The organism is uncultured Winogradskyella sp. (assembly GCF_947495255.1).
Lineage (GTDB): Bacteria > Bacteroidota > Bacteroidia > Flavobacteriales > Flavobacteriaceae > Winogradskyella.
The window spans coordinates 79,862-103,287 of record NZ_CANLYI010000002.1; the positions used below are offsets into that span (position 1 = coordinate 79,862).

Genomic DNA, 23,426 nt, shown 5'->3' on the forward strand with positions numbered 1-23,426 from the left:
TATAAGATTTTCTTTAATTCACTATTACTTTTTTAATAGTGGTTTTATTTCCTGTTGTTATATTTAAAAGATAAATACCCGAAGCCACATCTAAATCTATATAATCTTCAATGGCATTAAAATGCTTTAGCAATTTGCCTTCTATAGAATAAACCTCAACATCAGCAGCTGTATTCAATTGAGAAATAAAAATTCTACCATTTGTTGGATTCGGATAAACTAAAACCTCACCTAATTCATTTTCAGCAGTACCTAAAGACTGCATCCAAACATCACCAACATTGGTTCCCCAAATATATTCTACCATCAATGGTTGATCTATAAATGGATTTCTATTTTTCTGCCAATTATAAACGATGTTATTTCTATTCATTTCAAAATCATCTGGTGGATCATTTCTATGCCAATCTAACAACGTTGCTAAGTCACCCATTTGACCAGACACATTAGGAAAACCATTTACCACTGACAAGCCATTATATCTTATTTCCATATACAAAACACTACGTGCTACATCACCTTTAAAACTTCCTAAAGTTCCTGTTGGCCCATTATATTCACCATAATGTTGATTGTTTCTTGTACTATTTTCAGTAGCATCTGCCGCTCTTAATGCATGTGCGTCAGAATTTCCATGACGCAGCGAATCTGCTTTGGTTTCCCAATACACATCTATTCCGTCTGCGACTTCGTCTTCTTCTATATCAAAAAAACCTCCTAAAGATCTTGGGAATGTATGTTCTCTATTCCATTTATCCGTATTATTAGATCCTGTTTGTACATCTAGTTTTGCTCTACCTTGCTCTGTATAAAGTAACCAAACCTGATTACTATTTGCTGGGTTTTGATCAGCTTCATTTAATATTGCTAAGATATCTGCATACGTTTGTGCTCTAACTATTGTTGGATCCGCAATTATATCTTGCAAGGCTTGTCTTAAAGCCACATCTGCCAATCCATTAGTGCTATCATAATAACCATCTGGTTGTGTACTTTGCACAATACCTGTAGTTGGATTAACAGGTGTGCCAAATGGTGCAACCGTAAAATCATTATCTACGATTCTAACTTCAACATAATCGTTAGAAGCAACAATTGGCTCTACTAAATCCAAAAATCTAATTTTAGCGACCTCATCACCTTCATCAAAAGTATCATCAACTAAAGTAATTGTAGTTGTCACTGAATTTTGACCATTAGAAAAAGTTAAGCTCGTATTCCCTGTAAAATCAGAGGTATTAAAACCATAATTATCTAAACTAATATTGAAATTTAAATCTGATGTTGGTGCTGTTTCTATAGTAAATGTAATATCAAACATTGCATCTTCACCATATTGCGATTGCGCAACAGAAATAGTTATTGGATTAATAACAATGCCAGAACCATCATTTTCTCGTCTTGGGGTTGGTGTAGCAGCTGCAAACGTTATATTATCCATAGCGTCGACATATCTCTGAATTGACTTAGGGTTTGCGTTAGTTCCGTTATCATTATATTGTTCGGTTTGCCCTAACAATGCCATTAAGCCTGTGTCGTCAGAATCATTTGTATCGTAAACAAGTGCATCTATTAAATTAGTTTGTGTCGCCAAAGTACCTTCAGGAAAATCATTAATACTTGCTTGGTAAATACCAACTGCATCAGCACCATTCTGAATGACATTTTGAGCAATCAATAATTGCGGAAATGGAGAAACACCTGTACTACCAACAACCAATAAACCATTTATGTCTGTTGTATAGCCATTTAAATCTATAACCATATAACTTTTATCACCTCCACTACTTGAGCCATTAAAAAAGACTAGAATATAACCATCCGTCGAAAAATTAGGTGATTGAGACTTTAATTCTATAAACTCTGCCGTATCTGTACTTGGAGAATCTGGATCTATTTCGTTAATCAATAAAACTTGAGACCAACCAAATCCTGATATTAATAATAAGGCGATAAGTATAATTCTTTTCATTTTGTAATTTTTTTTACAAAGATAGCTGAATAATACATCCTAATGTTATCATTAAATTAAATACTAAAAATGACTTAATTAAAACATGAAATTTATCATAAAAATAAATTCACAAAAAGACAAAACATCAAATAAATATAGAATTAACAACGAAATGCCTCTACGTTTCTAAAAACTAGTTAAAAAACACCCTATAAAAGTATTAAATCAAAACAAATAATTTATTTTTAGTTAATATTTATTACTTAAATAAAGACAAGTCACAAATTATTATAACAAGTATCATTTATTTAGTTACAAATTAGAATCCAAATTCGTCGATTTTAGTAAAAACATTTGGAAGACAGCGTATTGAGTTTATATATTGAAAACTCAATCAAACAAACAAAGTATTTTATTAACCTCTAAAACCAACTAACTATGATGACACTTGCAAAATTGATTATTGAAATCATTATTTCAATATTCTAAATCCAAAACCAATCTAATTACCAATCAAATAAAAATGTGGAACTTAGTTCTAGAATAAGTTTTACTATTTTTGTCACTAACTAATGACATTCAGCAAAAGTTTTAATTACACTTTAGCTACAACCAAAAAAAAAATGAAGACCAATTTCTTTAAGCTTATTGCAAAAGCGAACAAAGCAATTCTTCCAAGTTATTCTAAAAAACAATTAGACCTTAGCAAAGCTTCTAAGCTTCAACTCGCTATAATAGTTTGGCGCGTTTATGTTACAAAAAATGCGTTAGGATAATTTTATTTTTCTTTCTTAATTTAAAATCGAGAAATTTATTTCTTCTCAATAAAACAAGAACACTTTTTTGTTTAAAAATTCTCTAATTTAAAAAACTTAAACTTTAATAAAACAAAAAAAAGTCCATTTCTAATAAGAAATGAACTTTAATTTTTCTGTGACCTCGACTGGATTCAAACCAGTAACCTCTTGAGCCGTAATCAAGTGCGCTATTCAGTTGCGCCACGAGGCCTTTTTTCGTGGGTGCAAATATAATACTTTTATTAAAATACAACCAAACAATTTATTTCAAATTTTAAAATTAGTATTTTTGAAGTATGATTTCTAAAGATTTACTACAGCCATTTAACTACTTATTCGACCCTGAATTAATCGATAAAATTGCCGATGTTGCGTTCTTAAAAACCTTCCAAAAGGCAGATATCATTATAGATATCGGTCAAGATTTAAATTATATTCCTCTATTAATTTCTGGTAATATTAAAGTCTTAAGAGAAGATGATAACGGAGACGAACTTCTACTCTATGTTTTAGAGTCTGGTGATACTTGCGCTATGTCATTAACCTGTTGCATGGTTAAATCTGTTAGTAAAATACGAGCTATTGCAGATGAGGAAGCAACCGTAATAATGATACCAATAGAAAACATGAAACTCTGGTTCAACACCAATGAGTCATGGAGAAACTTTATTTTACAGAGCTACCAAGTTCGTTTTGACGAAATGTTAGAAACCATAGATACATTGGCATTTATGAAAATGGATGAGCGCTTATTTAAGTATCTAACTGACCACGTTAAACTATCTGCTTCAACCAATTTAGAAATTACACATCAAGAAATTGCAGAAGACTTACATACCTCTAGAGTGGTTATTTCTCGACTTCTAAAACAATTAGAACGAGAAAATAAAATAGAACTCGGCAGAAACAAAATTTCTGTTTTAGATTTTTAGTCACATTTGTCACACAACATTTTTAATAAGTAACTTATTTTTACAAAAGATTAATATATGGAATACATTTTACAACCTTGGCCATGGTTTATTACGGGTCCATTGTTGGCTTTAGTAATGTTTCTTTTGCTTTATTTTGGAAGAACATTTGGTATGTCATCTAACTTAAGAACCTTATGTGCTATAGGAGGCGCAGGTAAACGTGTTGAATTTTTTAAATTCGATTGGAAAAGCCAACGTTGGAATCTCGTCGTTGTTCTTGGTGCTATTTTGGGTGGTTTTATTGCGCATTATTTTTTATCAAACCCTATAAATATAGACCTGAGTGAAGCGACTGTAAAAGATTTAAACGCTTATGGGTTTAATAATGTTGGCGAAAGTTTATTACCTCCAGAATTATTTAGTTGGGATGCTGTATTCAGTTTAAAAGGCATTTTAATTCTTGTTGTTGGCGGTTTTTTAGTTGGTTTTGGTACACGATATGCAGGTGGTTGCACATCTGGTCATGCCATTACAGGATTAAGTAGTTTACAATTACCATCACTAATAGCTGTAATCGGTTTCTTTTTAGGCGGTTTAATTATGATTCATCTTATATATCCAATACTATTTTAATTATGGGAAAATATTTAAAATTTTTAGCTGTTGGTATGTTCTTCGGAATTGTTTTAGTAAAATCTGAAGCTGTCTCTTGGTATCGTATTTTCGAAATGTTTAAATTTCAATCATTTCATATGTATGGCATTATTGGCACTGCAGTTGTAACAGGAATAATTCTACTTTTAATTTCTAAAAAAATAAAAATAACAAATACAGAAGGTTCAACACTAAGAGTTCCCTTAAAAGATCGTGGCTTTACACGCTATATTATTGGAGGTACCATTTTTGGATTGGGTTGGGCATTATGTGGTGCATGTCCTGGACCAATGTATATTTTAGTAGGTACAGGTGCATTCTCAATATTAATTGTCATAGCCGCTGCATTATTAGGTACCTATGTTTACGGTTTAATAAAAGATAAATTACCTCATTAAAAATGGAATTAGCAGAAATTATAGGATATATAGGCGCTTTAATTGTAGGACTTGTACTAGGCCTTATAGGTGGTGGTGGCTCAATTTTAACGGTTCCTATTTTAGTTTATTTTCTAGGGTTTAGTCCAATAATCGCAACAAGCTACTCACTATTTGTTGTTGGGAGTACTGCGCTTGTAGGTACTTTTGGTAATATTAGAAAAAAAACTATTAACTTTAAAACTGCAATAATATTTGCAATTCCTTCAATCTTAACCGTTTTTATGGTGAGAAGTTTAGTGATTCCTAACCTACCAGACGTTCTATTTACTATAGGCAGTTTTTCTCTCACCAATTCACTTTTTATAATGCTATTGTTTGCATTAATTATGCTTTTAGCAGGTTGGTCTATGATAAGATCTAAAGATATTACTGCAGACCATGAAATAAAAGAATATGACAGCAATCACCTTTTAGCAATTGGCACACAAGCAATTGGTATTGGTGCTTTAGCAGGATTGGTTGGTGCTGGAGGAGGATTTTTAATTGTACCAGCATTAGTACTTTTAGTTAAATTACCAATAAAGAAAGCGATAAGCACGTCTCTATTTATAATTTCTATTCAATCATTAATAGGCTTTTTAGGCGATTTAAAAACATTAAATATAGACTGGAAGTTCCTTATTACTTTCACCATTATTTCCATAATTGGTATATTTATAGGTCTAGCACTTTCTAAAAAAATAAGTGCCAAAGGACTAAAAAGAGGTTTCGGCTATTTCACTTTAATAATGGCTGTTTATATAGTTTACAAAGAACTATTTTAACACTTTGTGATAATTATCACATTTCAAAATTTCAAGTTTATTAAATTTGCATTACAACTAATATTAAATATGAAAATCGAACAATTATATACAGGCTGTTTAGCACAAGGTGCTTATTATATTGAATCCGAAGGTGAAGTAGCCATAATTGATCCACTTAGAGAAGTACAACAATACATTGATAAAGCTGAGGCCAATAATTCTAAAATAAAATATATTCTAGAAACACATTTCCATGCAGATTTTGTTTCTGGTCATGTAGATTTAGCAAAAGAAACTGGTGCTACTATTGTTTTTGGCCCAGGCGCTACTACCGATTACGCTATTCATTCTGCTACAGATGGTGAAGAATTAAAAGTGGGTAATATTACAATTAAGGTTTTACATACACCAGGTCATACACTAGAATCGGCTTGCTATTTATTAATTGATGAAAATGGAAAAGATTATGCCTTATTTTCTGGTGATACACTATTCTTAGGTGATGTTGGACGACCAGATTTAGCTATAAAATCTGATTTAACAAAAGAAGATTTAGCAGGTATGTTATTCGATTCGCTTCGTAATAAAATTATGACTCTTGCAGATGACGTCATCGTATATCCTGCTCATGGTGCAGGTTCTGCTTGCGGTAAGAATTTAAGCAAAGAAACAGTTGGTGTTTTAGGGGAACAGAAAAGAACAAATTATGCCTTACGTGCAGACATGACAAAAGCAGAGTTTGTTGAAGAGGTATTAGATGGTATTGCACCTCCTCCTCAGTATTTTGCTAAAAATGCAATGATGAACAAAATGGGTTATGATACTTTTGAAACCGTTTTAAAAACCGGTAACATCCCATTAAAACCTGAAGAATTTGAAGCCTTAGCAAACCATGAGTCTGCATTAGTTTTAGATGTTAGAACACAAGCTGACTTTATTAAATCTCATATTCCTAATTCAATTTTTATTGGGTTAAACGGCGGATTTGCCCCTTGGGTTGGCGCTTTAATTAAAGATATTAAGCAACCCATTGTTTTAGTTGTCCCTGAAGGTAAATCTAAAGAAGCTATCACAAGACTATCGCGTGTTGGTTATGATAATACATTAGGATATCTTGAAGGTGGCTTAGAGGCTTGGAAAGAAGCAGGAAAAGATATTGAAACACTAGAGTCTATATCTGCAGAAGAATTTGCAGCTAAAGCAAAAGCAAACAAGCTCAATATTTTAGATGTAAGAAAGGATGGTGAATATTTATCGTCTCATCTAGAAGGTGTACAACATTTGTCATTAGATTTTATTAATGAAAAGATGAATGAAGTTGATAAAGACAAAACCTATTATGTGCATTGTGCAGGTGGTTATCGTTCTGTAATTGCAGAATCTATTTTAAAAGCCAGAGGTTATGACAAATTAATAGATGTTGAAGGTGGTTTTGGTGCTATTAAAAACACGGATTTGCCTGTAACAGATTTTGTTTGCCCTACGACGTTATAAATAATAACAGATTAATGTCAGATTTAGTTTGAAAAAAAATAATTAAAAATGAAAAATACTTTAAACATACAAAACCTAAAATGTGGTGGTTGTGCAAATACAATCGTGACACAGTTATCTAAATTAGAAGGTATTTCTGAAGTTGAAGTTAATAATGATACTCATGAAGTAAGCTTTAATACTATTTCTGAGGCTGAAATTGAAACTGTAAAAAACAAATTATCCGATTTAGGCTACCCAATCGTTGGAGATGCTAACTCTTTACCTAAAAAGGCAAAATCCTTTGTGAGCTGCGCTGTTGGTAGAATGACGAAACAAGATTAACAGTTAAAGCTGAATAAAAAAATCCCACTCATGAGTGGGATTTTTTTATTAAACTATTTCTGCACTAAGTCCTGCTTGTAAAAGTTTGGAACATCTTGGTTCTAAATCTTCATACGAGCCTGTTTTCACAGTACACTTACCTTTATAATGCACTAACAAAGCACATTGTTCTGCTTGTTCTGGCATATGGTCGCAAGCATAAATAAGTGTATCAATAACGTGATCAAAGGTATTAACCTCGTCATTAAATAATACAATTTCATTTTCTTTTAATACTTCTTCTTCTAGAAGTAGCTCTTCTTGTCCTTTTTCTTGAAAACCCATAATGATAATATGATTTAAGCTAAATTAAAAAATATTTACTATTTAAACGAAGAAGCGGAATATTTAGATATTATGAAAATGTTAAAGTTTTTGAGTAACACTTAATCGAAGCAAAAACGATAGTTCTAGATTTACTCTTTTACAGCATCATATAGAACAATCTATCAATAATTATTGCTAAACACAAAATGGGTCATTTAACAAAGTTAAACAACCCATTAGGGTTTAGTATTTTAATAAATGTTTTTTATACATTAAAAAAGATATCACTAGCTACAAGACGAAATAAAAGTCCATCCGCTTGATGTACGCTCATATAAATTACCCAGATAAGTAACACGTGACCCTACAGAATAAGTTACACCACTTTGCCATTCTGATACTCCATCACAAGGACCAGAAGTACTTTGTGGATACATAGCTCCTAGAGCTGTAATATCATTATTATTAAAGTTTCCGCTTACACTAGTAGAAAAACATGCTTGCATTACCGATGTAAGATCTCTTCCTGTTGGTGTACCAGAAATGTGAACCGCTCCATCAGAACCAGTACCTTCGTTACCTTGAGAAGATGCAGGACAACTTAAGCGGTCAAACCAGTCTGTATGACGAAAACCAATAGAATGACCTACCTCATGTGTAATTACATGTTCGTTAACATTAGTAGAAAATTGTTCGATTCCATAAATCTGAACAAACTTATTTGGTAATCCGCTAGAATCTGGAAATCCTGCAACACCACCTGAAGAGCCAGGATTATTAACCGTATTATCGTACACTACCATATCTGCCGCTTGGTAATTAGTACCAAATGTGAGGTTAAAATCTAGCGTGATATTACTAATGTTGTTATAATTAGCAACTGCTCTAGTTAAAGCTGTTTGGGCTTTACTAGATAAAGCCTGACTTCCGCCTGTATAACCTAAGATATTAACCGTTTGATTGCTGCCTGTTACTAAATTAAAGGTTCTGTATTGTTTCGCAACACTTTCACTAACTTCAATTAGTTTATCTAATTCCCTTCTTTCAAAAACTATATCACTACCTATATAGATCCGTTCCTCAATGGTTCCATCTGGAAGATGAAAATCTCCTACGGAAACAATGCCGACATCAATATCTAAAGTTTTAATTGAGTTTAATAAATCAACATCTGTAATTAGTGTTCTATTTCCTAATTCATTCATGTTAATGACAACATCCTCTGATAGAATTGAATCATCTTGTGAGACATTTTCTTTTTCACAGGATGTGAATAAAAGCGTTAATAATGATAAGGAAAAAGCTAAAAATTTTATTATTTTTTTCATTTTACGTGTATTAAAATTAATAATTTGTTTGAGTAGTTTACGTAAACGAGTGTGTAGAAAGTTGTGTTGAACTATATGATATAGAACAGCATAAAAAATCTACAACTAAATAATATTATTTGTACAAATATAAATAGAATATGTAAGTTTGAATTACGGTAAAACCACACATTTTTAATTATTTATGTTAATTTATCATAATTAATTAAGCATAATTCAATAAAATTATTAAAAAATTAAAAACTACACAGTTTCAAACTTAGCAGCCATCCACTTCCCCTTTAATATTTTATCTCTAAAAACCAAGTTGTTTTCTGAGCAAGTTTTAGTAATTATTTCTAAATCGTCATCATAAAACCCACTTAAAAACAGGGTTCCGTTTGCATTTAAACATTTTACATAATTAGGAATATCAGCTAATAGAATGTTTCTATTAATGTTAGCTATTATACTGTCGTACTTTTTACCCTCTAGCAACGTTACATCACCTTCGTAAACAGAGATATTATGACAATCATTACGCTCTACATTTTCTAAACTATTAAGGTAACACCAATTATCAATATCAATAGCATCGAGTTTTGTTGCGCCAACTTTTTCTGCTAAAATGGCTAAAACACCTGTACCACAACCCATATCTAAAACCGATTTTCCTTTAAAATCATTTTTTATAATATGCTGAATCATCATATGTGTGGTTTCATGATGACCTGTACCAAAACTCATTTTTGGTTCAATGATTAAATCGTATTTGGTATCTGGCTTTTCATGAAATGGCGCTCGTACAGAAACTAAATCATCTACAATGATTGGGTTAAAATTTTTCTCCCATTCTTCGTTCCAGTTGGTTTGCTCTATTTCATTAAAGTCGTATGAAATTTTAAATTCGTCTGAACTCAGTATATAAATATCATCCAGAATGTTTTCATTCCACTCTTCTTTCTGAATGTAAGCTGTTACACCTTCTTCTGTTTCTACAAAACTTTCAAATCCGGCATAACCTAATTCTGCAATTAAAATTTCAGTAGCTGGTTGAAGTGGTTTTACTTTAAAGTTGTATCCTAAATATATTGTATTAGACATTTTTTAATTTAAAATTAGAGTATTACTTAAGCTAATATAGTTTACTTACGCACGTGTGCATGCGTTAGCGGTAGAAACGGCATCCTTTTTATTTGGTAACTACGCGAAGCAAAAGTTACCAAATAAAAAGATACAGTGAATGACGCGACCCTTGTGGTAACGCCAAAGTTATTTAATAATTAAAAGGCATTTACAATAGCGTAAAAATCTTCTGCATTTAAAGCTGCTCCTCCAATTAAACCACCATCTACATCTGGCTTAGAGAAAATCTCTTGTGCATTAGCTGGTTTTACACTTCCTCCATAAAGGATAGAAACAGTGTCTGCAACGTCTTTTCCATACTTGTCAGCTAATGTCTTTCTGATAAATGCATGCATGTCTTGTGCTTGCTCAGGACTTGCTGTTTCACCAGTTCCGATTGCCCAAACAGGCTCGTAAGCTAAAACGATACTTTTAAAAGCATCTGCACCTAAATGAAATAATGCATTTTTAATCTGGCCTCCTACAACAGCTTCTTCATTACCAGCTTTACGATCTGCTAATTCTTCACCAAAGCAAAAAATTGTTCGCATCTTATGAGCTAAAGCTGCATCTACTTTTTTAGCTAAAGACTCATCTGTTTCATTGAAATAAGCACGGCGCTCACTATGACCAAGAATTACTGTTTTAATACCAATACTTTTTAACATGCTTGCGCTAATTTCACCTGTATAGGCTCCATTTTCTGCAAAGTGCATGTTTTGTGCCACAACCTCTATATCATCTTGTCTTAAAGACTCAAATGAATGCCAAAGATTTGTAAAAGTTGGAGCTATCATTACCTCTGCATTTGAGGTTTTAGTCTGGTTTTTTAATTCTGTGATTAACTCTTCAGTTTGCGCTAAATCGTTGTTCATTTTCCAGTTTCCGGCTACGATGTTTTTTCTCATAATGTTATGTATTAACTTCTTAACATAGAAGTATTTATTGACTTGAACTTTCTTATACAAAAATAAGATAAAAAGACGACACTAATCTGGTCTGAAAGCAGGAATAATCAGCGAAAACGTTGTAGAAATACGAATTAATTTTTATTATGAAGTTGAATCGCTAATTTGTAAAAAAATCTATAGTTTTATTATGATAATTTTACTCTTGGGTCTAACCATGCATACATAATATCCACAAAAATATTAATGGTAATAAAGATGATAGCAATGACTAAAACGGCTCCCGTTATTACAGGAAGATCTAAAGTATTTAATGCGTTTACGATTTCTTTGCCTAAGCCATTCCATCCAAAAATGTACTCTACAAAAACAGCACCTGCTAACATGGATGCAAACCAACCTGAAATTGCCGTAACCACAGGATTTAGTGCGTTTTTTACTGCATGATTTTTTATAACCTGAAACTCACTTAACCCTTTTGCTCTTGCGGTTCTAATGTAATCTTGATTAAGAACTTCTAATAATGAATTTCGCATTAATTGTATAACGACTGCTAACGGACGAATCCCTAAAACAATAGCCGGAAGTATTAAATTTTTCCATTTAATGGTCATCTTTTCTCCAAAATCATCGAGCTCATACAAACTACCGGTCATTTCTAAATTGGTGAATTTATGTAATACAAAACCAAATAACCACGCGAATAGAATAGCACTAAAAAACGACGGAACACTCATGCCAAAGGTACTTAGAATCTGTATCGTTTTATCTATCCAAGTGTCTTTATACAAAGCAGAAATAATACCGAATATAATACCCAAAGTAATAGCAATAACAATTGCCGAAACGGCCAAAACAAAAGTGTTTGGAATAGTTTCACCAATAACTTGAGTAACTTTTTTACCTTGTTTGGTAAAGGATTCTCGTAAATAAGGTGCTTTTAAAACGGTAGTAGTATTCCCTATTGTAAAAAGCTTTGTGGCCGTATATTTATTTGGACTTAAATGTGTGTAATCGTTTACTGTATTTGAATGAAATGAAATTGGCGATAAATCATTGAGATAATACAAAAACTGAGTACCAATGGGCTTATCAAATCCATATTTATGTTTTACTGCAGCAACTTGTTCTGCTGTTTGGTTTTGACCTAGCATCATTTTTGCTGGATCACCTGGCAGAATATTAAACAAAAAGAAAATGACAGTAACTACACCTAATAAGGTGATAAAGGCATAGAAGATTTTATTTATTAAATAGCTTATCAAATTATAGTTCTACATCTTCAAAATCGTTCCAATGTGCTTTATTTGTAACGGTACCTTTATTTAAAATTATAACTCCAGGGTTTGAGCGCACAATGGTCTTAACTACTTTTTCATCAGTAGAATAAAATCTAAAATTAAGATTATTTTCTCCAACTAAATGTGCCACATCCTCTGCGCCAGAAGCCGTAACACCAATTACAGTGTACCCTTTTGCAATTGCTTTATCTGTAAAGGCTTTTAATTTACTTACACCATCTGCTTCTGCTTTACTTATTACATAAACTGTTACAATTAGAAGTTTTTCTTTTTCTAAAAAGTAGTCTAACTTATTTTCACCATCTTCTTCAATTGTAAAATCTTGAATTGGTGGAATATAACCTTCATCTATAACTTCTGTTTCTACACCAACATACTTACCATCTACTTTAGGGTAACTTCCGTTAGTTACAAACTCTTGGTTTTCTCCATTTACATTAAACATCCATGTATATTCTGAAACTGGCTTAGCTGCATCTTCTGGTATTACAATTTGCTCTTGGATGTTTTTACCAATAGCATAAGCTCTAAAATCAATAGATGGTAAATGCATTAAAACATGGTAACCAAACCAAAGCGAAACCACAAAGCTTAACAATGCAATTACTGTTGTTGGTAATTTTGTGAAAATTGGTTTAATATACTTCTGCCCTGCAAATAAAATTAAAATCAATACTAATAGAACTACATCTTTTGTAAAGCTTTCCCATGGTGTCAATTTTAAGGCATCACCAAAGCAACCACAATCTTTTACTTTATCGAAATAAGCTGAATAGAATGTTAGGAACGTAAAAAAAACAATCATTAGGAGCAAACTCCAAACCGTGAATTTTGGTTTATAGCCAATTAATAAAAACACACCTAAAACAACCTCAAACACCACTACTATAACAGAAATACCTAGCGCAAAAGGAATTAAAAATTCCATATTTAAAACATCTGCACTAAAGTATTCTTCAAGTTTATATGAAAATCCTAATGGGTCGTTTAGCTTAATAAATCCTGAAATTATAAATAATATTCCGGTGAATATTCTACTAAGGTGTACTATGTTTTTCATATAATATATTATTCTAACTATTTACTTTCTCCCAAATGAATCATTGCAAAAACGGCATAATTTATCATATCTTGATAATTAGCATCAATACCTTCGCTCACTAACGTTTTGCCAGCATTGTCTTCAATTTGCTTAACACGTAATAATTTCTGTAAAATTAAATCCGTTAGTGAACTCACACGCATATCTCGCCAAGCCTCACCATAATCATGATTCTTATCTAACATTAACTGCTTAGTTACTGCAATTTTCTCATCGTAAAGTTTAGTCGCTTCTTCGGTGTTTAAATCGGGTTGTTCTACCACACCTTTTTCTAACTGAATCAAAGCCATTGCACAATAATTAATAATGCCAATAAACTCGCTCACTTCACCTTCATCAACTTTTCTAACATCATTTTGTTGCAATCCTCTAATGCGTTGAGCCTTAATAAAAATCTGATCAGTTAATGACGGTAATCTTAAAATTCGCCATGCACTACCATAATCACTCATTTTATTTATAAAAAGCGCTCTACATTTTGCGATAACAGCATCGTATTGTTTTGAAGTATCTTGCATCTATTACGTTATAATTTCCGTAAATTTCGCATAAATAAATTAGAAGTTCAAAGTTTGAGGTTTAAAGTTTTCTTAACGCCTTTTTTAGATTAAACATGAATATAAATTGTAAAGGAAAATTAATCAATTTATCCACACCAAAAGTGATGGGAATTTTGAATGTTACGCCAGATTCTTTTTTTGATGGCGGAAAATATAAGGACGAATCTGGTATTTTAAACCAAGTGGAAACGATGCTGAAGCATAAGGCCACATTTATAGATATTGGTGGTTATAGTTCTAGACCAAATGCAGATGATATTAGCGAAAATGAAGAACTTAGTCGTGTGTTGCCTGTTATAAAATTAATCTTGAAGCATTTCCCTAAAACCTTGATTTCTATTGATACCTTTAGAAGTGAAGTAGCCAAACAAAGTGTTGAAACTGGTGCTGCTTTGGTTAATGATATTTCAGCAGGAAAACTAGACAACAATATGCTTGCTACAGTTGGAAAACTTAGTGTACCTTACATAATGATGCACATGAAGGGCGACCCAAAAACCATGCAACAGCAAACACAATATGATGACTTAACTAAAGAAGTACTATCTTATTTTGCTGAACGTATTGCTGCTGCTCATAAAGAAAAAATAAATGATATTATTATAGATCCTGGCTTTGGGTTTGCAAAAACCATAGAACAAAATTTCAAGTTATTAAACCAACTCGAATTATTACAACTCGCAGATCAGCCTATTTTAGCAGGTGTTTCTCGTAAATCTATGATTTACAAAACGCTAAATTCAACTTCTAGAGAAGCCCTAAATGGAACAACAGCTTTACACATGGTGGCTTTACAAAAAGGAGCGAAAATTTTACGTGCTCACGATGTAAAAGAAGCATTGGAATGTGTCACACTTTTTAATAAATTGAAATCTAATTAATCTATGCGCTTTATTTATTTACTACTCATTTTATGTTGTTTTAGTTGTAATAACGAACGTGTTTTATTACTTCCAGAAATTGAAAACGCTGAAGTCACAGAAGTCTTAGACGTGTCTCCTGGCTATATTTTTTATGATGAAACACAGCCTGATTCTACCCTATTAAATCGAAAAAATTTAATCATTACAACCAATTGGTTAATCAATGTCGATAAGCGATTAACGCTGAGACAAGCGATGCCACATATTAAATTTTTACAAGACAAAAAACGAAATGCAGAAATGCATAAAAATGAAGATGCGAAGAATTATTTTTCTTGTAACGATACTAGTATTGGGAATTTAGGTTTTTTGGAGTTTACGGATGTAAATTATGAATTAATCCACGTTAGCAGAGACTCAATTCGTTTTCATGCAGCGAAGTCTAATCCTGCAGAAACTAGTGTAATCTCAGAATTACTTACTCCTGAAAGTTATTTAGTGATTAAAAAGGAAAATAAAGCTGATTTTGAAAATTTAATTAGCCCTATTTTACAACAAAAAAAGGATTTCGCTTTAGCTTTACCTGATGAAAACATGAAAATTTTAGGTTTTTCGATAAATATATACTTTGATGAAAATTTAAGTTTTCAAGATTATATTTCAATAAAATCTAAATTTGAGAAGCTGAATACTGCTAAACTTAAAATTATTACAAATGAATTTATTTTCTAAAAATGATACTTGATAGGGTTTAACTTCTATTACGCGCAGCCATAGAAAACGAAGAAAGTCTTAGTTTACAGATTAATCATAAAGAAATTCAGTTACTAATTAACATAAATTCTTAAATTAGCAAAAACACTAACCATTTGGAAAACTTACAACTTTGGGATTTTAGATTTATAGACTTCGTGGACGTCTTCCTCGTAGCTATTCTACTCTATTACATCTACAAACTTGTAAAAGGTACTGTTGCTATCAATATTTTTATTGGAATTCTTGTGATTTATTTTGCATGGAGACTAACCGACTTCCTTAATATGCGTATGCTCTATAGCATTTTTGATGGTTTTATGAAGGTTGGAATTATTGCTCTAATCGTTGTCTTCCAGCCAGAAATTAGAAAATTCCTTTTAATGGTTGGCTCTACTAATATTGGAGGAAAACGCAGCCTATTTAAAAACTTTAAGTTTCTAAAAAATGACGACCAAACTTCTACAGATGTTGAAGCTATTATTAATGCTTGCAATAAAATGGGAGCAACAAACACAGGTGCTTTAATTGTTCTTGAGCGAAATAACAACCTAGATTTTTTAACGGACACTGGTGACGAAATGAATATCTTAGTCTCTCAACCCATAATTGAAAGTATCTTTTTTAAAAATAGTCCACTTCATGATGGTGCAATAATTATAGATAAAAATATTGTTAAAGCAACACGTGTTATTCTTCCTGTTAATAATGAAAAAAATATTCCTGAGCGTTTTGGTTTACGACATAGAGCTGCGATTGGTATTACAGAAAAAACGGATGCTTTAGCACTTTGTGTAAGTGAGGAAACAGGACAAATTTCTTATATAAAAAATGGAGAATTTGTAATATTTAAAGATACTGCAGAGCTTACACAAAAAATAAAATCAGATTTAGGGTAGTGAATTGTAAAAACTGTAATAACAACCTTAGAGATTCACAAAAATTTTGTGACGAGTGTGGCGCAAAAATTATTCAAAATCGACTAAAACCAAAAGTATTAGTTGCTCAAGTTAATGAGCAATTCCTTTGTGTAGACAATAAATTTCTTCGCACTTTTATTCACCTTTTCACTAAACCAGAAATGGTAATTGTTAGTTATATAGACGGAACCAGAAAAAAATATATCGACGTCTTACAATATTTTGCCATTGCCTTGACCTTAGCTGGAATTCAGTTATTTATAATGAGTACGTTTTTTAAAGAGTCTTTAGATTTTCAGAGTGGTTTTGTGGATGGTCTTAATTCTTCTACATCACAAAAAGATAATCCTTTTAAAGGTATCGACACTGAAAGTTTTAGCAAATTCCAGAGTGTAATTTACATTTTAATTGTTCCTTTTTATGCATTAGGGACGTGGTTCACCTATTATCTTTTAAATGAAAGAGTTTATAATTTCACAGAACATATTGTTATAAACTTATATTATAATGCTCAAGTTATTATACTAACAGCTGTATTTGGAACTCTATTTGCTATAATCGGAGTTGAATATTATATAGTATCTCTAATACTATTTGTTCCGACATTTCTTTATTTATTCTATATTTTGAAACGTGTATTTAAAGATACTTTTTGGGCTGCATTTTTGCGATTCTTAATTGCAAGTTTCATCGCAATGACGTCTATGTTTATTGTTGGTATTATTATTACATTACTATTTATAATACTCTCTATTTAAAACATTATGCAGACTTTAAGTCCATTTGCATAATCTCTTATAAGCATTGATTAATACCTCATCCCTATTTGCAGTAAAGTATTTTGTAAAAAACTAAACGACTTCAGCCTTTAAAAACTGAACTTCATAAAGATTCTTGTAGTAACCAGTTTCTTTTTCTAGAAGTGATTTGTGTGTGCCAATCTCAACAATTTCTCCAGCGTCCATAACAATTATTTTATCTGCTTGTTGTATTGTCGCTAATCTATGAGCAATAACAATAGACGTTCTGCCTTCCGTTATTTTATCGGTTGCATCTTGTATTAATTGCTCCGAATAAGAATCTACAGAAGATGTCGCCTCATCCAAAATTAAGATACTTGGATTAGTCACATAAGCTCTTAAAAAAGAAATTAACTGACGTTGACCAGAAGATAACATCACTCCTCTTTCTTTCACATTATAATGATAACCACTAGGAAGGCTAGAAATAAAATCATGGATTCCGATGGCTTTTGCAGCTTTTACAACATCGTCTTCAGTAATATTTTCATTATTTAAAGTAATATTATTTAAAATAGTATCTGCAAATAAAAATACATCTTGTAAGACTACTGCAATCTGACTTCTAAGCGAACTTAAAGTCATATCCTTGATATCTGTATCGTCAACTTTTATCGTTCCAGAATTAATATCGTAGAAACGATTTAATAAATTAATAATAGTAGATTTTCCGGCTCCTGTTGCACCTACAATGGCAACAGTTTCTCCTGAATTAACATTAAATGAAATACCTTTAAGAACTTCTTCATCTTTAACATAGGAGAATCTTACGTCTTTAAATGAAATATCACCTTTAAAATGTTTAGCTTCAATTGTACCAGAATCATCAATATTAGATGTGGTGTCTAACACTTTAAACACACGATCTGCAGCAACCATTCCCATCTGTAATGTGTTGAATTTATTTGCAATTTGATTTAGCGGTCTAAATAACATAGGAATAAACATGGTAAACGAAATTAAATCTCCTAATGTTGTATCAGGAACCTCAGAAATCGCATCAAAACCACCAACCAAAATTACCATTGCCAAAGTTAGAGATCCTAAAAATTCTGCAATAGGAAAGAATATAGAATTATACCAAACCGTTTTTAACCAACCATTTTTATGACGATCGTTAATAGCCTTAAACTTTTTATATTCGGTCTCTTCTCTAGTGAATAACTGAAGAATTTTCATACCAGTTACACGCTCTTGTACAAACGAATTTAGATTAGAAACTTCTGTTCTTACATCTTCAAAAGCACGCTTCATGTACTTCTGAAAGATTTTAGTTGCAAAGATTACAATTGGCATCGTTACAAAAACAATAAGACTTAATTTTAAATTTATAAAAGCCATAAAACCAGCAACTACCACCATTTTTAGAATATCACTAAAAATCATAAACAGACCTTGCCCAAAAATATCAGCAATACGCTCCATGTCTGTTACTGCCCTTGTGATTAAAACACCAACCGATGATTTATCGAAATAAGTCATTTTAAACTTAAGCATGTGTTTAAATAATTTAACACGTATATCTTTTACAACAGACTGCCCTAACCAACTTGCATAATAAATAAAGAGTAATTGCGAAACCACTTCTAACACCAACAATGCAAGCATAACAAGCATATAAACAACAAAGCCATTGTATTCCTTATTTGCAATTTTTACATCAATCGCTTCTTTTAGAATGTAAGGTCTAAAAGCACCAAATACAGCTAAACCAACTACACAAAACAAGGAAATCACAAAAACTGTACGATAAGGCTTTATGTACTGTAATAACCGTGTAAACAACGATACATCAAATATTTTTTTGCTTTTTTCTGCCATCTTCTGCCGAATTAATTCGGTATCTATTTTCCTTAAATCGGAAATTTTTTAAATTTTATTTTCTAATTTTATTGTTTCAGGATATGATATTTCTACTAAATACAATCCATGAGCAGGAACTGAAAATCCAGCTTCACTCCTATTTTTTGAACTTATAATTTGATGCAAATCTTCTGGTTTTAGTTTTCCTAAACCGATATTTACCATTGTACCAACAATAGCTCTAACCATATTTCGTAAAAAACGGTCAGCTTTAATTGTAAATATTAATTGGTTCTCCTTCTCTGACCAAAAGGCTTCCATTATATCACAATTATACGTTTTTACATCTGTATTTGACTTTGAAAAGCATTGAAAATCTTTATACTGAAATAAGATTTTACAAGCTTCATTCATTGCTGCTACATTTAAAGGCAAATGCACTTCATAGGCGTAATCGTATTCAAATACATTCTTTGAAGTAGAAATTTTATAATGATACATTCTACTTAATGCATGAAATCTCGCATGTACATCTGGTTTCACCTCAAAAATAGAAGTGACCGCAATATCCTTTGGTAAAAAGGAATTGAGCTTGTAAACTAAATCCTTCGACTCAAAACTACCATCAAAATCAAAATGTGCAAACATTTGCGAAGCGTGAACACCTGCATCTGTTCTGCCTGCTCCCATTATTGAGATTTCAGTTTTCAAAATAGTAGACATCGCTTTTTCTAATACTTCTTGTACAGAAATAGCATTGGGTTGATTTTGCCAACCATGATATGTTTTACCATTGTATGAAAGTTCAATGAAAAATCGCAATAGAAATCTTACTTTTGTTAAAGTGCAAAGTTACAGTTTTAGATGCTAAAGAAATCCTAAAATATGAAGTTATAGTTTAGCGATTTCTCCAAGAATAAATATGAAAAAAATACTCCTTTTATCAGACACGCATAGTTACATTGATGATGCAATTTTAAAACACGTTAAACAAGCAGACGAGGTATGGCATGCAGGTGATATTGGTAATTTAGCAGTTACAGATAGTATAAAAAAACTAAAACCATTAAAAGCTGTTTACGGTAATATTGATGACGCTAAAGCCCGAACCGAATTTCCGCTAAATAATAGATTTATGTGCGAAGATGTTGATGTTTGGATAACGCATATTGGAGGTTATCCACCAAAATACAATAACAAAGTCAAGGCAGCTTTGGTTGCTAATCCTCCAGATATTTTTATAACAGGTCATTCTCACATCTTAAAAGTTATGCCTGATAAGAAATTAGATTTATTACACATGAATCCTGGTGCAGTTGGCACACATGGGTTTCATAAAGTAAGAACTATGCTTCGTTTTAAAATTGATGGTAAAAACATTAAAGACCTAGAAGTTATAGAATTTGAAAAACGATAAATAAAAAAACCCAAACGGCAGCGTTTGGGTTTTCACACTAATACTACTAAGATTTTAGGTCTATCGTAATCGATCTACAGATTTCACGAGATCTTCATCCTTTTTAATAGCCTTGTTAGCCAAGACTAAACACACAATAGAAAAAATAGGAAGAAGAATCCCAATACCTTTCTCAGAAACGTTAATTTCTCCAGATAAATTTAGAGATTGATATACAAAGATTCCTAGTAAAATAAAGTTTAATATTATATTAAGTCGTCCCAAAACAAATTGAGATTTCCTGTCTTTAAATCTAAATATTGAAACCAAAGATAATAATGCTGAGCCTAAAAACAAGCCTAAATATAAATATTCATCTAGAGCAAATATTTTTACACCTTCATTATTGGTCCACAAATGGAACACAAATATTAAACCAGCAGAGATAACTGCGGCCAAAAATAAATATAAGGTCTGTATGCGTTGAATCATATCTTTTACTAAAAAAGTTCTGCAAAATTAGGAGTTTATTTCTTAAAAATATAGAAAATGTTTTAAAATAAAATTGTATTATTGCAATAGAAAGAAGTAACAGACTGAGTTGCATCCTTCTAATCTTCCAAATTAATCTCTCTTTTTTTCTTTTTAATTTCATTTAGAAAATATTGAATTAATAATATCAAATTAAATACCTTATACAACATACGAATGTTTGAAATTTCCCAGTTAAAAGCTAAAAAACTGCCTGAATTACAGGAGATAGCGAAACAACTAAACGTACCTAAATACCGTACACAAAAGAAATTAGACTTGGTGTATCAAATCTTAGATTACCAAGCAGCTAATCCTGGCGCTGTAAAAGCTAAAGTAGAAACTGAAGCTAAACCAGAACCTAAGCCAGCAGCAAAAAAAGCGCCTCAAAAACGTGCTAGAGTTCCTCAAAAGCCAAAAGAAAACCAAGAACAAAAAACTCTTGACCTTTCAGATAAGCCAGAAATTAAAGAAGAACTAAAAGCAAAGCCTCTAGAGCAGAAGAAACCAAATCCTCGTAAACCTCAGGAGCGCAAACCTCAAGAAAACAAATCGAATGCAGATAAACCTGCAAACGACAAAACAAATAATAAGCCTCAAGAACAAAAGCGACCTAATCCTCGTAAAGATGACAAAAGACGTCCTCAAAACGATAATAGACAGCCACGTTCTAAAGACGGGAACACGCATAAAAACAACGGTAATAAAGATAGCAGAAATCGCTATCGTGAACCTGATTTTGAATTCGATGCTATCATTGAAAGCGAAGGTGTTTTAGATGTAATGCAAGATGGTTATGGATTTTTAAGATCATCGGATTACAACTATTTATCGTCTCCTGATGATATTTATGTTTCTCAATCACAAATTAGGTTATTTGGCCTTAAAGTTGGAGATACTGTTTTAGGACAAGTAAGACCTCCAAAAGAAGGTGAAAAATATTTCCCATTAATTAAAGTAAGTAAAATTAACGGTCAGTTACCAAATGTAGTAAGGGACAGAGTTGCTTTTGAACACTTAACACCATTATTTCCACAAGAGAAATTTAACATCGCAGAAAAACAAGCTACCATCTCTACAAGAATTATGGATTTGTTTGCTCCGATTGGTAAGGGACAACGTGGTATGATTGTGTCGCAACCTAAAACAGGTAAAACAATGTTGTTAAAGGATGTGGCCAATGCAATAGCAGCTAACCATCCTGAAGTTTATCAAATGATTTTATTAATTGATGAACGCCCTGAAGAAGTTACAGACATGCAACGTAATGTGCGTGGTGAAGTTATTGCTTCTACTTTTGATAAAGAAGCACATGAGCACGTAAAAATTGCTAACATCGTTTTAGAAAAAGCAAAACGTTTAGTTGAATGTGGACATGATGTAGTAATCTTATTAGATTCTATTACGCGTTTAGCAAGAGCTTATAACTCGGTTCAACCTGCATCTGGTAAAATATTAAGTGGTGGTGTTGATGCAAACGCATTACACAAACCTAAACGTTTCTTTGGTGCTGCTCGTAATATTGAAAATGGTGGATCTTTAACTATTATTGCTACAGCATTAACTGAGACTGGTTCTAAAATGGACGAAGTAATCTTTGAAGAATTTAAAGGAACTGGTAACATGGAACTTCAATTAGATCGTAAGATTTCTAACCGTAGAATTTTCCCAGCGATTGATTTAACCTCATCAAGTACAAGACGTGACGACATTTTATTAGATGCTACAACGATTCAAAGAATGTGGGTAATGCGTAAGTATCTTGCAGATATGAATCCGGTTGAAGCGATGGAATTTATCAATGACCGTTTTAAACAAACAAGAAATAATGAAGAGTTTTTGATATCTATGAATGGATAAAACGCTTTTAAATACTATATTAAAAACCTTGAATTTATCGTTCAAGGTTTTTTTATGTTTAAAATTTAATGATTTCAAATAAAAAAAGAAGCTAAACGCGTGGTTTATCAATTCCTCTATCATACATCACAATACTTCCTGCTACTGAAACATTAAGACTCAATTGCGAATTAAATTTTATTAAAAAATGGCTTTTATCTATCGCTTGTTTAGATAAACCATGATCTTCAGCACCTAACAAATAAACACAACGTCTTGGATGATTAAAGGTTTCTAATGGTACAGCTTCATTTGTTAATTCTACACCAACAAGCCTCGCTCCTTTTGGTATATTATTAAAAAAATCCTCGAATGTATCGTAATGAAAATAAGGCATTGACTTTACTGCATTGTGAGTATCACAAGCTTGTTTTGCATAACGATTGCCAATAGTAAAAATAAAACTCGCACCTAGATTTTGGGCTGATCGCCAAAGAACTCCTAGATTTTCTGGTGTTTTTCCATTTTGAATTCCAATGCCGAAGAATTCATTTGTGAAATTATCATTCATAGCACAAAACTAACAAAG

25 protein-coding genes and 1 tRNA gene are annotated in these 23,426 nt (G+C 31.9%); 13 read left to right on the forward strand and 13 right to left on the reverse strand.

All coding sequences use genetic code 11. From position 1 onward, the window contains the following. Positions 1-13: 13 nt before the first annotated feature. Complete coding sequence (locus tag Q0807_RS03075; RefSeq protein WP_299106258.1) at positions 14-1,972, reverse strand: endonuclease; 1,959 nt, start codon at positions 1,970-1,972, stop codon at positions 14-16. Between the two features lie 605 nt (positions 1,973-2,577). Here Q0807_RS03075 and Q0807_RS03080 point away from each other — a divergent pair. Beyond that, positions 2,578-2,730, forward strand: coding sequence for an SsrA-binding protein (locus tag Q0807_RS03080; protein ID WP_299106260.1), 153 nt, complete (start codon positions 2,578-2,580; stop codon positions 2,728-2,730). A gap of 158 nt (positions 2,731-2,888) precedes the next feature. On the opposite strand, the gene Q0807_RS03085 is transcribed toward Q0807_RS03080, so the two are convergent. Continuing rightward, positions 2,889-2,962: transfer RNA gene (locus Q0807_RS03085), tRNA-Arg, on the reverse strand. A gap of 85 nt (positions 2,963-3,047) precedes the next feature. Between Q0807_RS03085 and Q0807_RS03090 the strand changes: the two genes are divergently transcribed. The 6 genes from Q0807_RS03090 (at position 3,048) to Q0807_RS03115 (ending at position 7,323) form a co-directional block, all read left to right on the forward strand. Beyond that, complete coding sequence (locus Q0807_RS03090) at positions 3,048-3,683, forward strand: Crp/Fnr family transcriptional regulator (RefSeq protein WP_299106262.1); 636 nt, start codon at positions 3,048-3,050, stop codon at positions 3,681-3,683. A 57-nt stretch (positions 3,684-3,740) separates the two neighbouring features. Next, the gene (locus tag Q0807_RS03095) at positions 3,741-4,298 is read left to right on the forward strand and encodes a YeeE/YedE family protein (RefSeq protein WP_299106264.1); all 558 of its coding nucleotides are present in this window, start codon (positions 3,741-3,743) and stop codon (positions 4,296-4,298) included. Positions 4,299-4,300: 2 nt separating this feature from the next. Next, on the forward strand, positions 4,301-4,717 hold the full coding sequence (locus tag Q0807_RS03100; RefSeq protein WP_299106266.1) for a DUF6691 family protein: 417 nt from the start codon (positions 4,301-4,303) through the stop codon (positions 4,715-4,717). A 2-nt stretch (positions 4,718-4,719) separates the two neighbouring features. Then, positions 4,720-5,523, forward strand: a complete 804-nt coding sequence (locus Q0807_RS03105; RefSeq protein ID WP_299106268.1) for a sulfite exporter TauE/SafE family protein — start codon at positions 4,720-4,722, stop codon at positions 5,521-5,523. Positions 5,524-5,592: 69 nt separating this feature from the next. Then, positions 5,593-6,999, forward strand: a complete 1,407-nt coding sequence (locus Q0807_RS03110) for a rhodanese-like domain-containing protein (protein WP_299106271.1) — start codon at positions 5,593-5,595, stop codon at positions 6,997-6,999. Between the two features lie 48 nt (positions 7,000-7,047). After that, positions 7,048-7,323 carry a heavy-metal-associated domain-containing protein gene (locus Q0807_RS03115; protein WP_299106273.1) on the forward strand — a complete coding sequence of 92 codons (276 nt, stop codon included), beginning with the start codon at positions 7,048-7,050 and terminating at the stop codon, positions 7,321-7,323. A 48-nt stretch (positions 7,324-7,371) separates the two neighbouring features. Here Q0807_RS03115 and Q0807_RS03120 read toward each other — a convergent pair whose 3' ends face one another. The 7 genes from Q0807_RS03120 to Q0807_RS03150 all read right to left on the reverse strand — a co-directional run bounded on the left by Q0807_RS03120 (position 7,372) and on the right by Q0807_RS03150 (position 13,890). Then, positions 7,372-7,647, reverse strand: coding sequence for an ATP-dependent Clp protease adaptor ClpS (locus Q0807_RS03120; RefSeq protein WP_299106275.1), 276 nt, complete (start codon positions 7,645-7,647; stop codon positions 7,372-7,374). Between the two features lie 269 nt (positions 7,648-7,916). After that, positions 7,917-8,957, reverse strand: coding sequence for a M57 family metalloprotease (locus Q0807_RS03125; RefSeq protein WP_299106277.1), 1,041 nt, complete (start codon positions 8,955-8,957; stop codon positions 7,917-7,919). Between the two features lie 243 nt (positions 8,958-9,200). Next, positions 9,201-10,040, reverse strand: coding sequence for a 50S ribosomal protein L11 methyltransferase (prmA, locus tag Q0807_RS03130; protein WP_299106279.1), 840 nt, complete (start codon positions 10,038-10,040; stop codon positions 9,201-9,203). Between the two features lie 179 nt (positions 10,041-10,219). Next, a complete protein-coding gene (tpiA, locus tag Q0807_RS03135) occupies positions 10,220-10,969 on the reverse strand; it encodes a triose-phosphate isomerase (protein ID WP_299106281.1) in 750 nt (249 codons plus the stop codon). A gap of 188 nt (positions 10,970-11,157) precedes the next feature. Next, the gene (locus Q0807_RS03140) at positions 11,158-12,234 is read right to left on the reverse strand and encodes an ABC transporter permease (protein ID WP_299106283.1); all 1,077 of its coding nucleotides are present in this window, start codon (positions 12,232-12,234) and stop codon (positions 11,158-11,160) included. Between the two features lies 1 nt (position 12,235). Next, on the reverse strand, positions 12,236-13,330 hold the full coding sequence (locus Q0807_RS03145; protein WP_299106285.1) for a BT_3928 family protein: 1,095 nt from the start codon (positions 13,328-13,330) through the stop codon (positions 12,236-12,238). 17 nt (positions 13,331-13,347) lie between these two features. After that, a complete protein-coding gene (locus Q0807_RS03150; protein WP_299106287.1) occupies positions 13,348-13,890 on the reverse strand; it encodes a DUF1599 domain-containing protein in 543 nt (180 codons plus the stop codon). 95 nt (positions 13,891-13,985) lie between these two features. On the opposite strand from Q0807_RS03150, the gene folP reads away from it, so the two are divergent. From folP to Q0807_RS03170, 4 genes are all read left to right on the forward strand, one after another. Next, a complete protein-coding gene (gene folP, locus Q0807_RS03155; RefSeq protein ID WP_299106289.1) occupies positions 13,986-14,813 on the forward strand; it encodes a dihydropteroate synthase in 828 nt (275 codons plus the stop codon). A gap of 3 nt (positions 14,814-14,816) precedes the next feature. Continuing rightward, on the forward strand, positions 14,817-15,527 hold the full coding sequence (locus Q0807_RS03160; protein WP_299106291.1) for a hypothetical protein: 711 nt from the start codon (positions 14,817-14,819) through the stop codon (positions 15,525-15,527). 137 nt (positions 15,528-15,664) lie between these two features. After that, positions 15,665-16,447, forward strand: a complete 783-nt coding sequence (cdaA, locus tag Q0807_RS03165; RefSeq protein ID WP_299106293.1) for a diadenylate cyclase CdaA — start codon at positions 15,665-15,667, stop codon at positions 16,445-16,447. Further along, positions 16,447-17,226, forward strand: a complete 780-nt coding sequence (locus Q0807_RS03170) for a DUF3667 domain-containing protein (protein WP_299106295.1) — start codon at positions 16,447-16,449, stop codon at positions 17,224-17,226. Before cdaA ends, Q0807_RS03170 begins: the two co-directional genes overlap by 1 nt. Before the next feature lie 93 nt (positions 17,227-17,319). On the opposite strand, the gene Q0807_RS03175 is transcribed toward Q0807_RS03170, so the two are convergent. After that, positions 17,320-19,089 (reverse strand): ABC transporter ATP-binding protein, encoded by a 1,770-nt coding sequence (locus Q0807_RS03175; protein ID WP_299106297.1) that lies wholly within the window; start codon positions 19,087-19,089, stop codon positions 17,320-17,322. 48 nt (positions 19,090-19,137) lie between these two features. Further along, entirely contained in the window at positions 19,138-19,893 is a 756-nt protein-coding gene (gene truA / locus Q0807_RS03180) for a tRNA pseudouridine(38-40) synthase TruA (RefSeq protein WP_299106300.1), read from the reverse strand. A gap of 100 nt (positions 19,894-19,993) precedes the next feature. Between truA and Q0807_RS03185 the strand changes: the two genes are divergently transcribed. Continuing rightward, complete coding sequence (locus Q0807_RS03185; protein WP_299106302.1) at positions 19,994-20,488, forward strand: metallophosphoesterase family protein; 495 nt, start codon at positions 19,994-19,996, stop codon at positions 20,486-20,488. A 60-nt stretch (positions 20,489-20,548) separates the two neighbouring features. Here Q0807_RS03185 and Q0807_RS03190 read toward each other — a convergent pair whose 3' ends face one another. Then, positions 20,549-20,959, reverse strand: a complete 411-nt coding sequence (locus tag Q0807_RS03190; RefSeq protein WP_299106304.1) for a DUF4293 domain-containing protein — start codon at positions 20,957-20,959, stop codon at positions 20,549-20,551. Between the two features lie 216 nt (positions 20,960-21,175). Between Q0807_RS03190 and rho the strand changes: the two genes are divergently transcribed. Further along, the gene (rho, locus tag Q0807_RS03195) at positions 21,176-22,858 is read left to right on the forward strand and encodes a transcription termination factor Rho (protein ID WP_299106306.1); all 1,683 of its coding nucleotides are present in this window, start codon (positions 21,176-21,178) and stop codon (positions 22,856-22,858) included. 91 nt (positions 22,859-22,949) lie between these two features. Here the strand turns inward: rho and Q0807_RS03200 are convergent, their stop codons facing one another. Further along, a complete protein-coding gene (locus Q0807_RS03200) occupies positions 22,950-23,408 on the reverse strand; it encodes an RNA methyltransferase (RefSeq protein ID WP_299106308.1) in 459 nt (152 codons plus the stop codon). Positions 23,409-23,426 lie beyond the last annotated feature (18 nt).

Excerpts from the sequence above, each read along its gene's own strand:
- Q0807_RS03075 (WP_299106258.1), bottom strand. The coding sequence starts at position 1,972 with ATGAAAAGAATTATACTTATCGCCTTATTATTAATATCAGGATTTGGT.
- Q0807_RS03080 (WP_299106260.1), top strand. The coding sequence starts at position 2,578 with ATGAAGACCAATTTCTTTAAGCTTATTGCAAAAGCGAACAAAGCAATT.
- Q0807_RS03090 (WP_299106262.1), top strand. The coding sequence starts at position 3,048 with ATGATTTCTAAAGATTTACTACAGCCATTTAACTACTTATTCGACCCT.
- Q0807_RS03095 (WP_299106264.1), top strand. The coding sequence starts at position 3,741 with ATGGAATACATTTTACAACCTTGGCCATGGTTTATTACGGGTCCATTG.
- Q0807_RS03100 (WP_299106266.1), top strand. The coding sequence starts at position 4,301 with ATGGGAAAATATTTAAAATTTTTAGCTGTTGGTATGTTCTTCGGAATT.
- Q0807_RS03105 (WP_299106268.1), top strand. The coding sequence starts at position 4,720 with ATGGAATTAGCAGAAATTATAGGATATATAGGCGCTTTAATTGTAGGA.
- Q0807_RS03110 (WP_299106271.1), top strand. The coding sequence starts at position 5,593 with ATGAAAATCGAACAATTATATACAGGCTGTTTAGCACAAGGTGCTTAT.
- Q0807_RS03115 (WP_299106273.1), top strand. The coding sequence starts at position 7,048 with ATGAAAAATACTTTAAACATACAAAACCTAAAATGTGGTGGTTGTGCA.
- Q0807_RS03120 (WP_299106275.1), bottom strand. The coding sequence starts at position 7,647 with ATGGGTTTTCAAGAAAAAGGACAAGAAGAGCTACTTCTAGAAGAAGAA.
- Q0807_RS03125 (WP_299106277.1), bottom strand. The coding sequence starts at position 8,957 with ATGAAAAAAATAATAAAATTTTTAGCTTTTTCCTTATCATTATTAACG.
- prmA (WP_299106279.1), bottom strand. The coding sequence starts at position 10,040 with ATGTCTAATACAATATATTTAGGATACAACTTTAAAGTAAAACCACTT.
- tpiA (WP_299106281.1), bottom strand. The coding sequence starts at position 10,969 with ATGAGAAAAAACATCGTAGCCGGAAACTGGAAAATGAACAACGATTTA.
- Q0807_RS03145 (WP_299106285.1), bottom strand. The coding sequence starts at position 13,330 with ATGAAAAACATAGTACACCTTAGTAGAATATTCACCGGAATATTATTT.
- Q0807_RS03150 (WP_299106287.1), bottom strand. The coding sequence starts at position 13,890 with ATGCAAGATACTTCAAAACAATACGATGCTGTTATCGCAAAATGTAGA.
- folP (WP_299106289.1), top strand. The coding sequence starts at position 13,986 with ATGAATATAAATTGTAAAGGAAAATTAATCAATTTATCCACACCAAAA.
- Q0807_RS03160 (WP_299106291.1), top strand. The coding sequence starts at position 14,817 with ATGCGCTTTATTTATTTACTACTCATTTTATGTTGTTTTAGTTGTAAT.
- Q0807_RS03175 (WP_299106297.1), bottom strand. The coding sequence starts at position 19,089 with ATGGCAGAAAAAAGCAAAAAAATATTTGATGTATCGTTGTTTACACGG.
- Q0807_RS03185 (WP_299106302.1), top strand. The coding sequence starts at position 19,994 with ATGAAAAAAATACTCCTTTTATCAGACACGCATAGTTACATTGATGAT.
- Q0807_RS03190 (WP_299106304.1), bottom strand. The coding sequence starts at position 20,959 with ATGATTCAACGCATACAGACCTTATATTTATTTTTGGCCGCAGTTATC.
- rho (WP_299106306.1), top strand. The coding sequence starts at position 21,176 with ATGTTTGAAATTTCCCAGTTAAAAGCTAAAAAACTGCCTGAATTACAG.
- Q0807_RS03200 (WP_299106308.1), bottom strand. The coding sequence starts at position 23,408 with ATGAATGATAATTTCACAAATGAATTCTTCGGCATTGGAATTCAAAAT.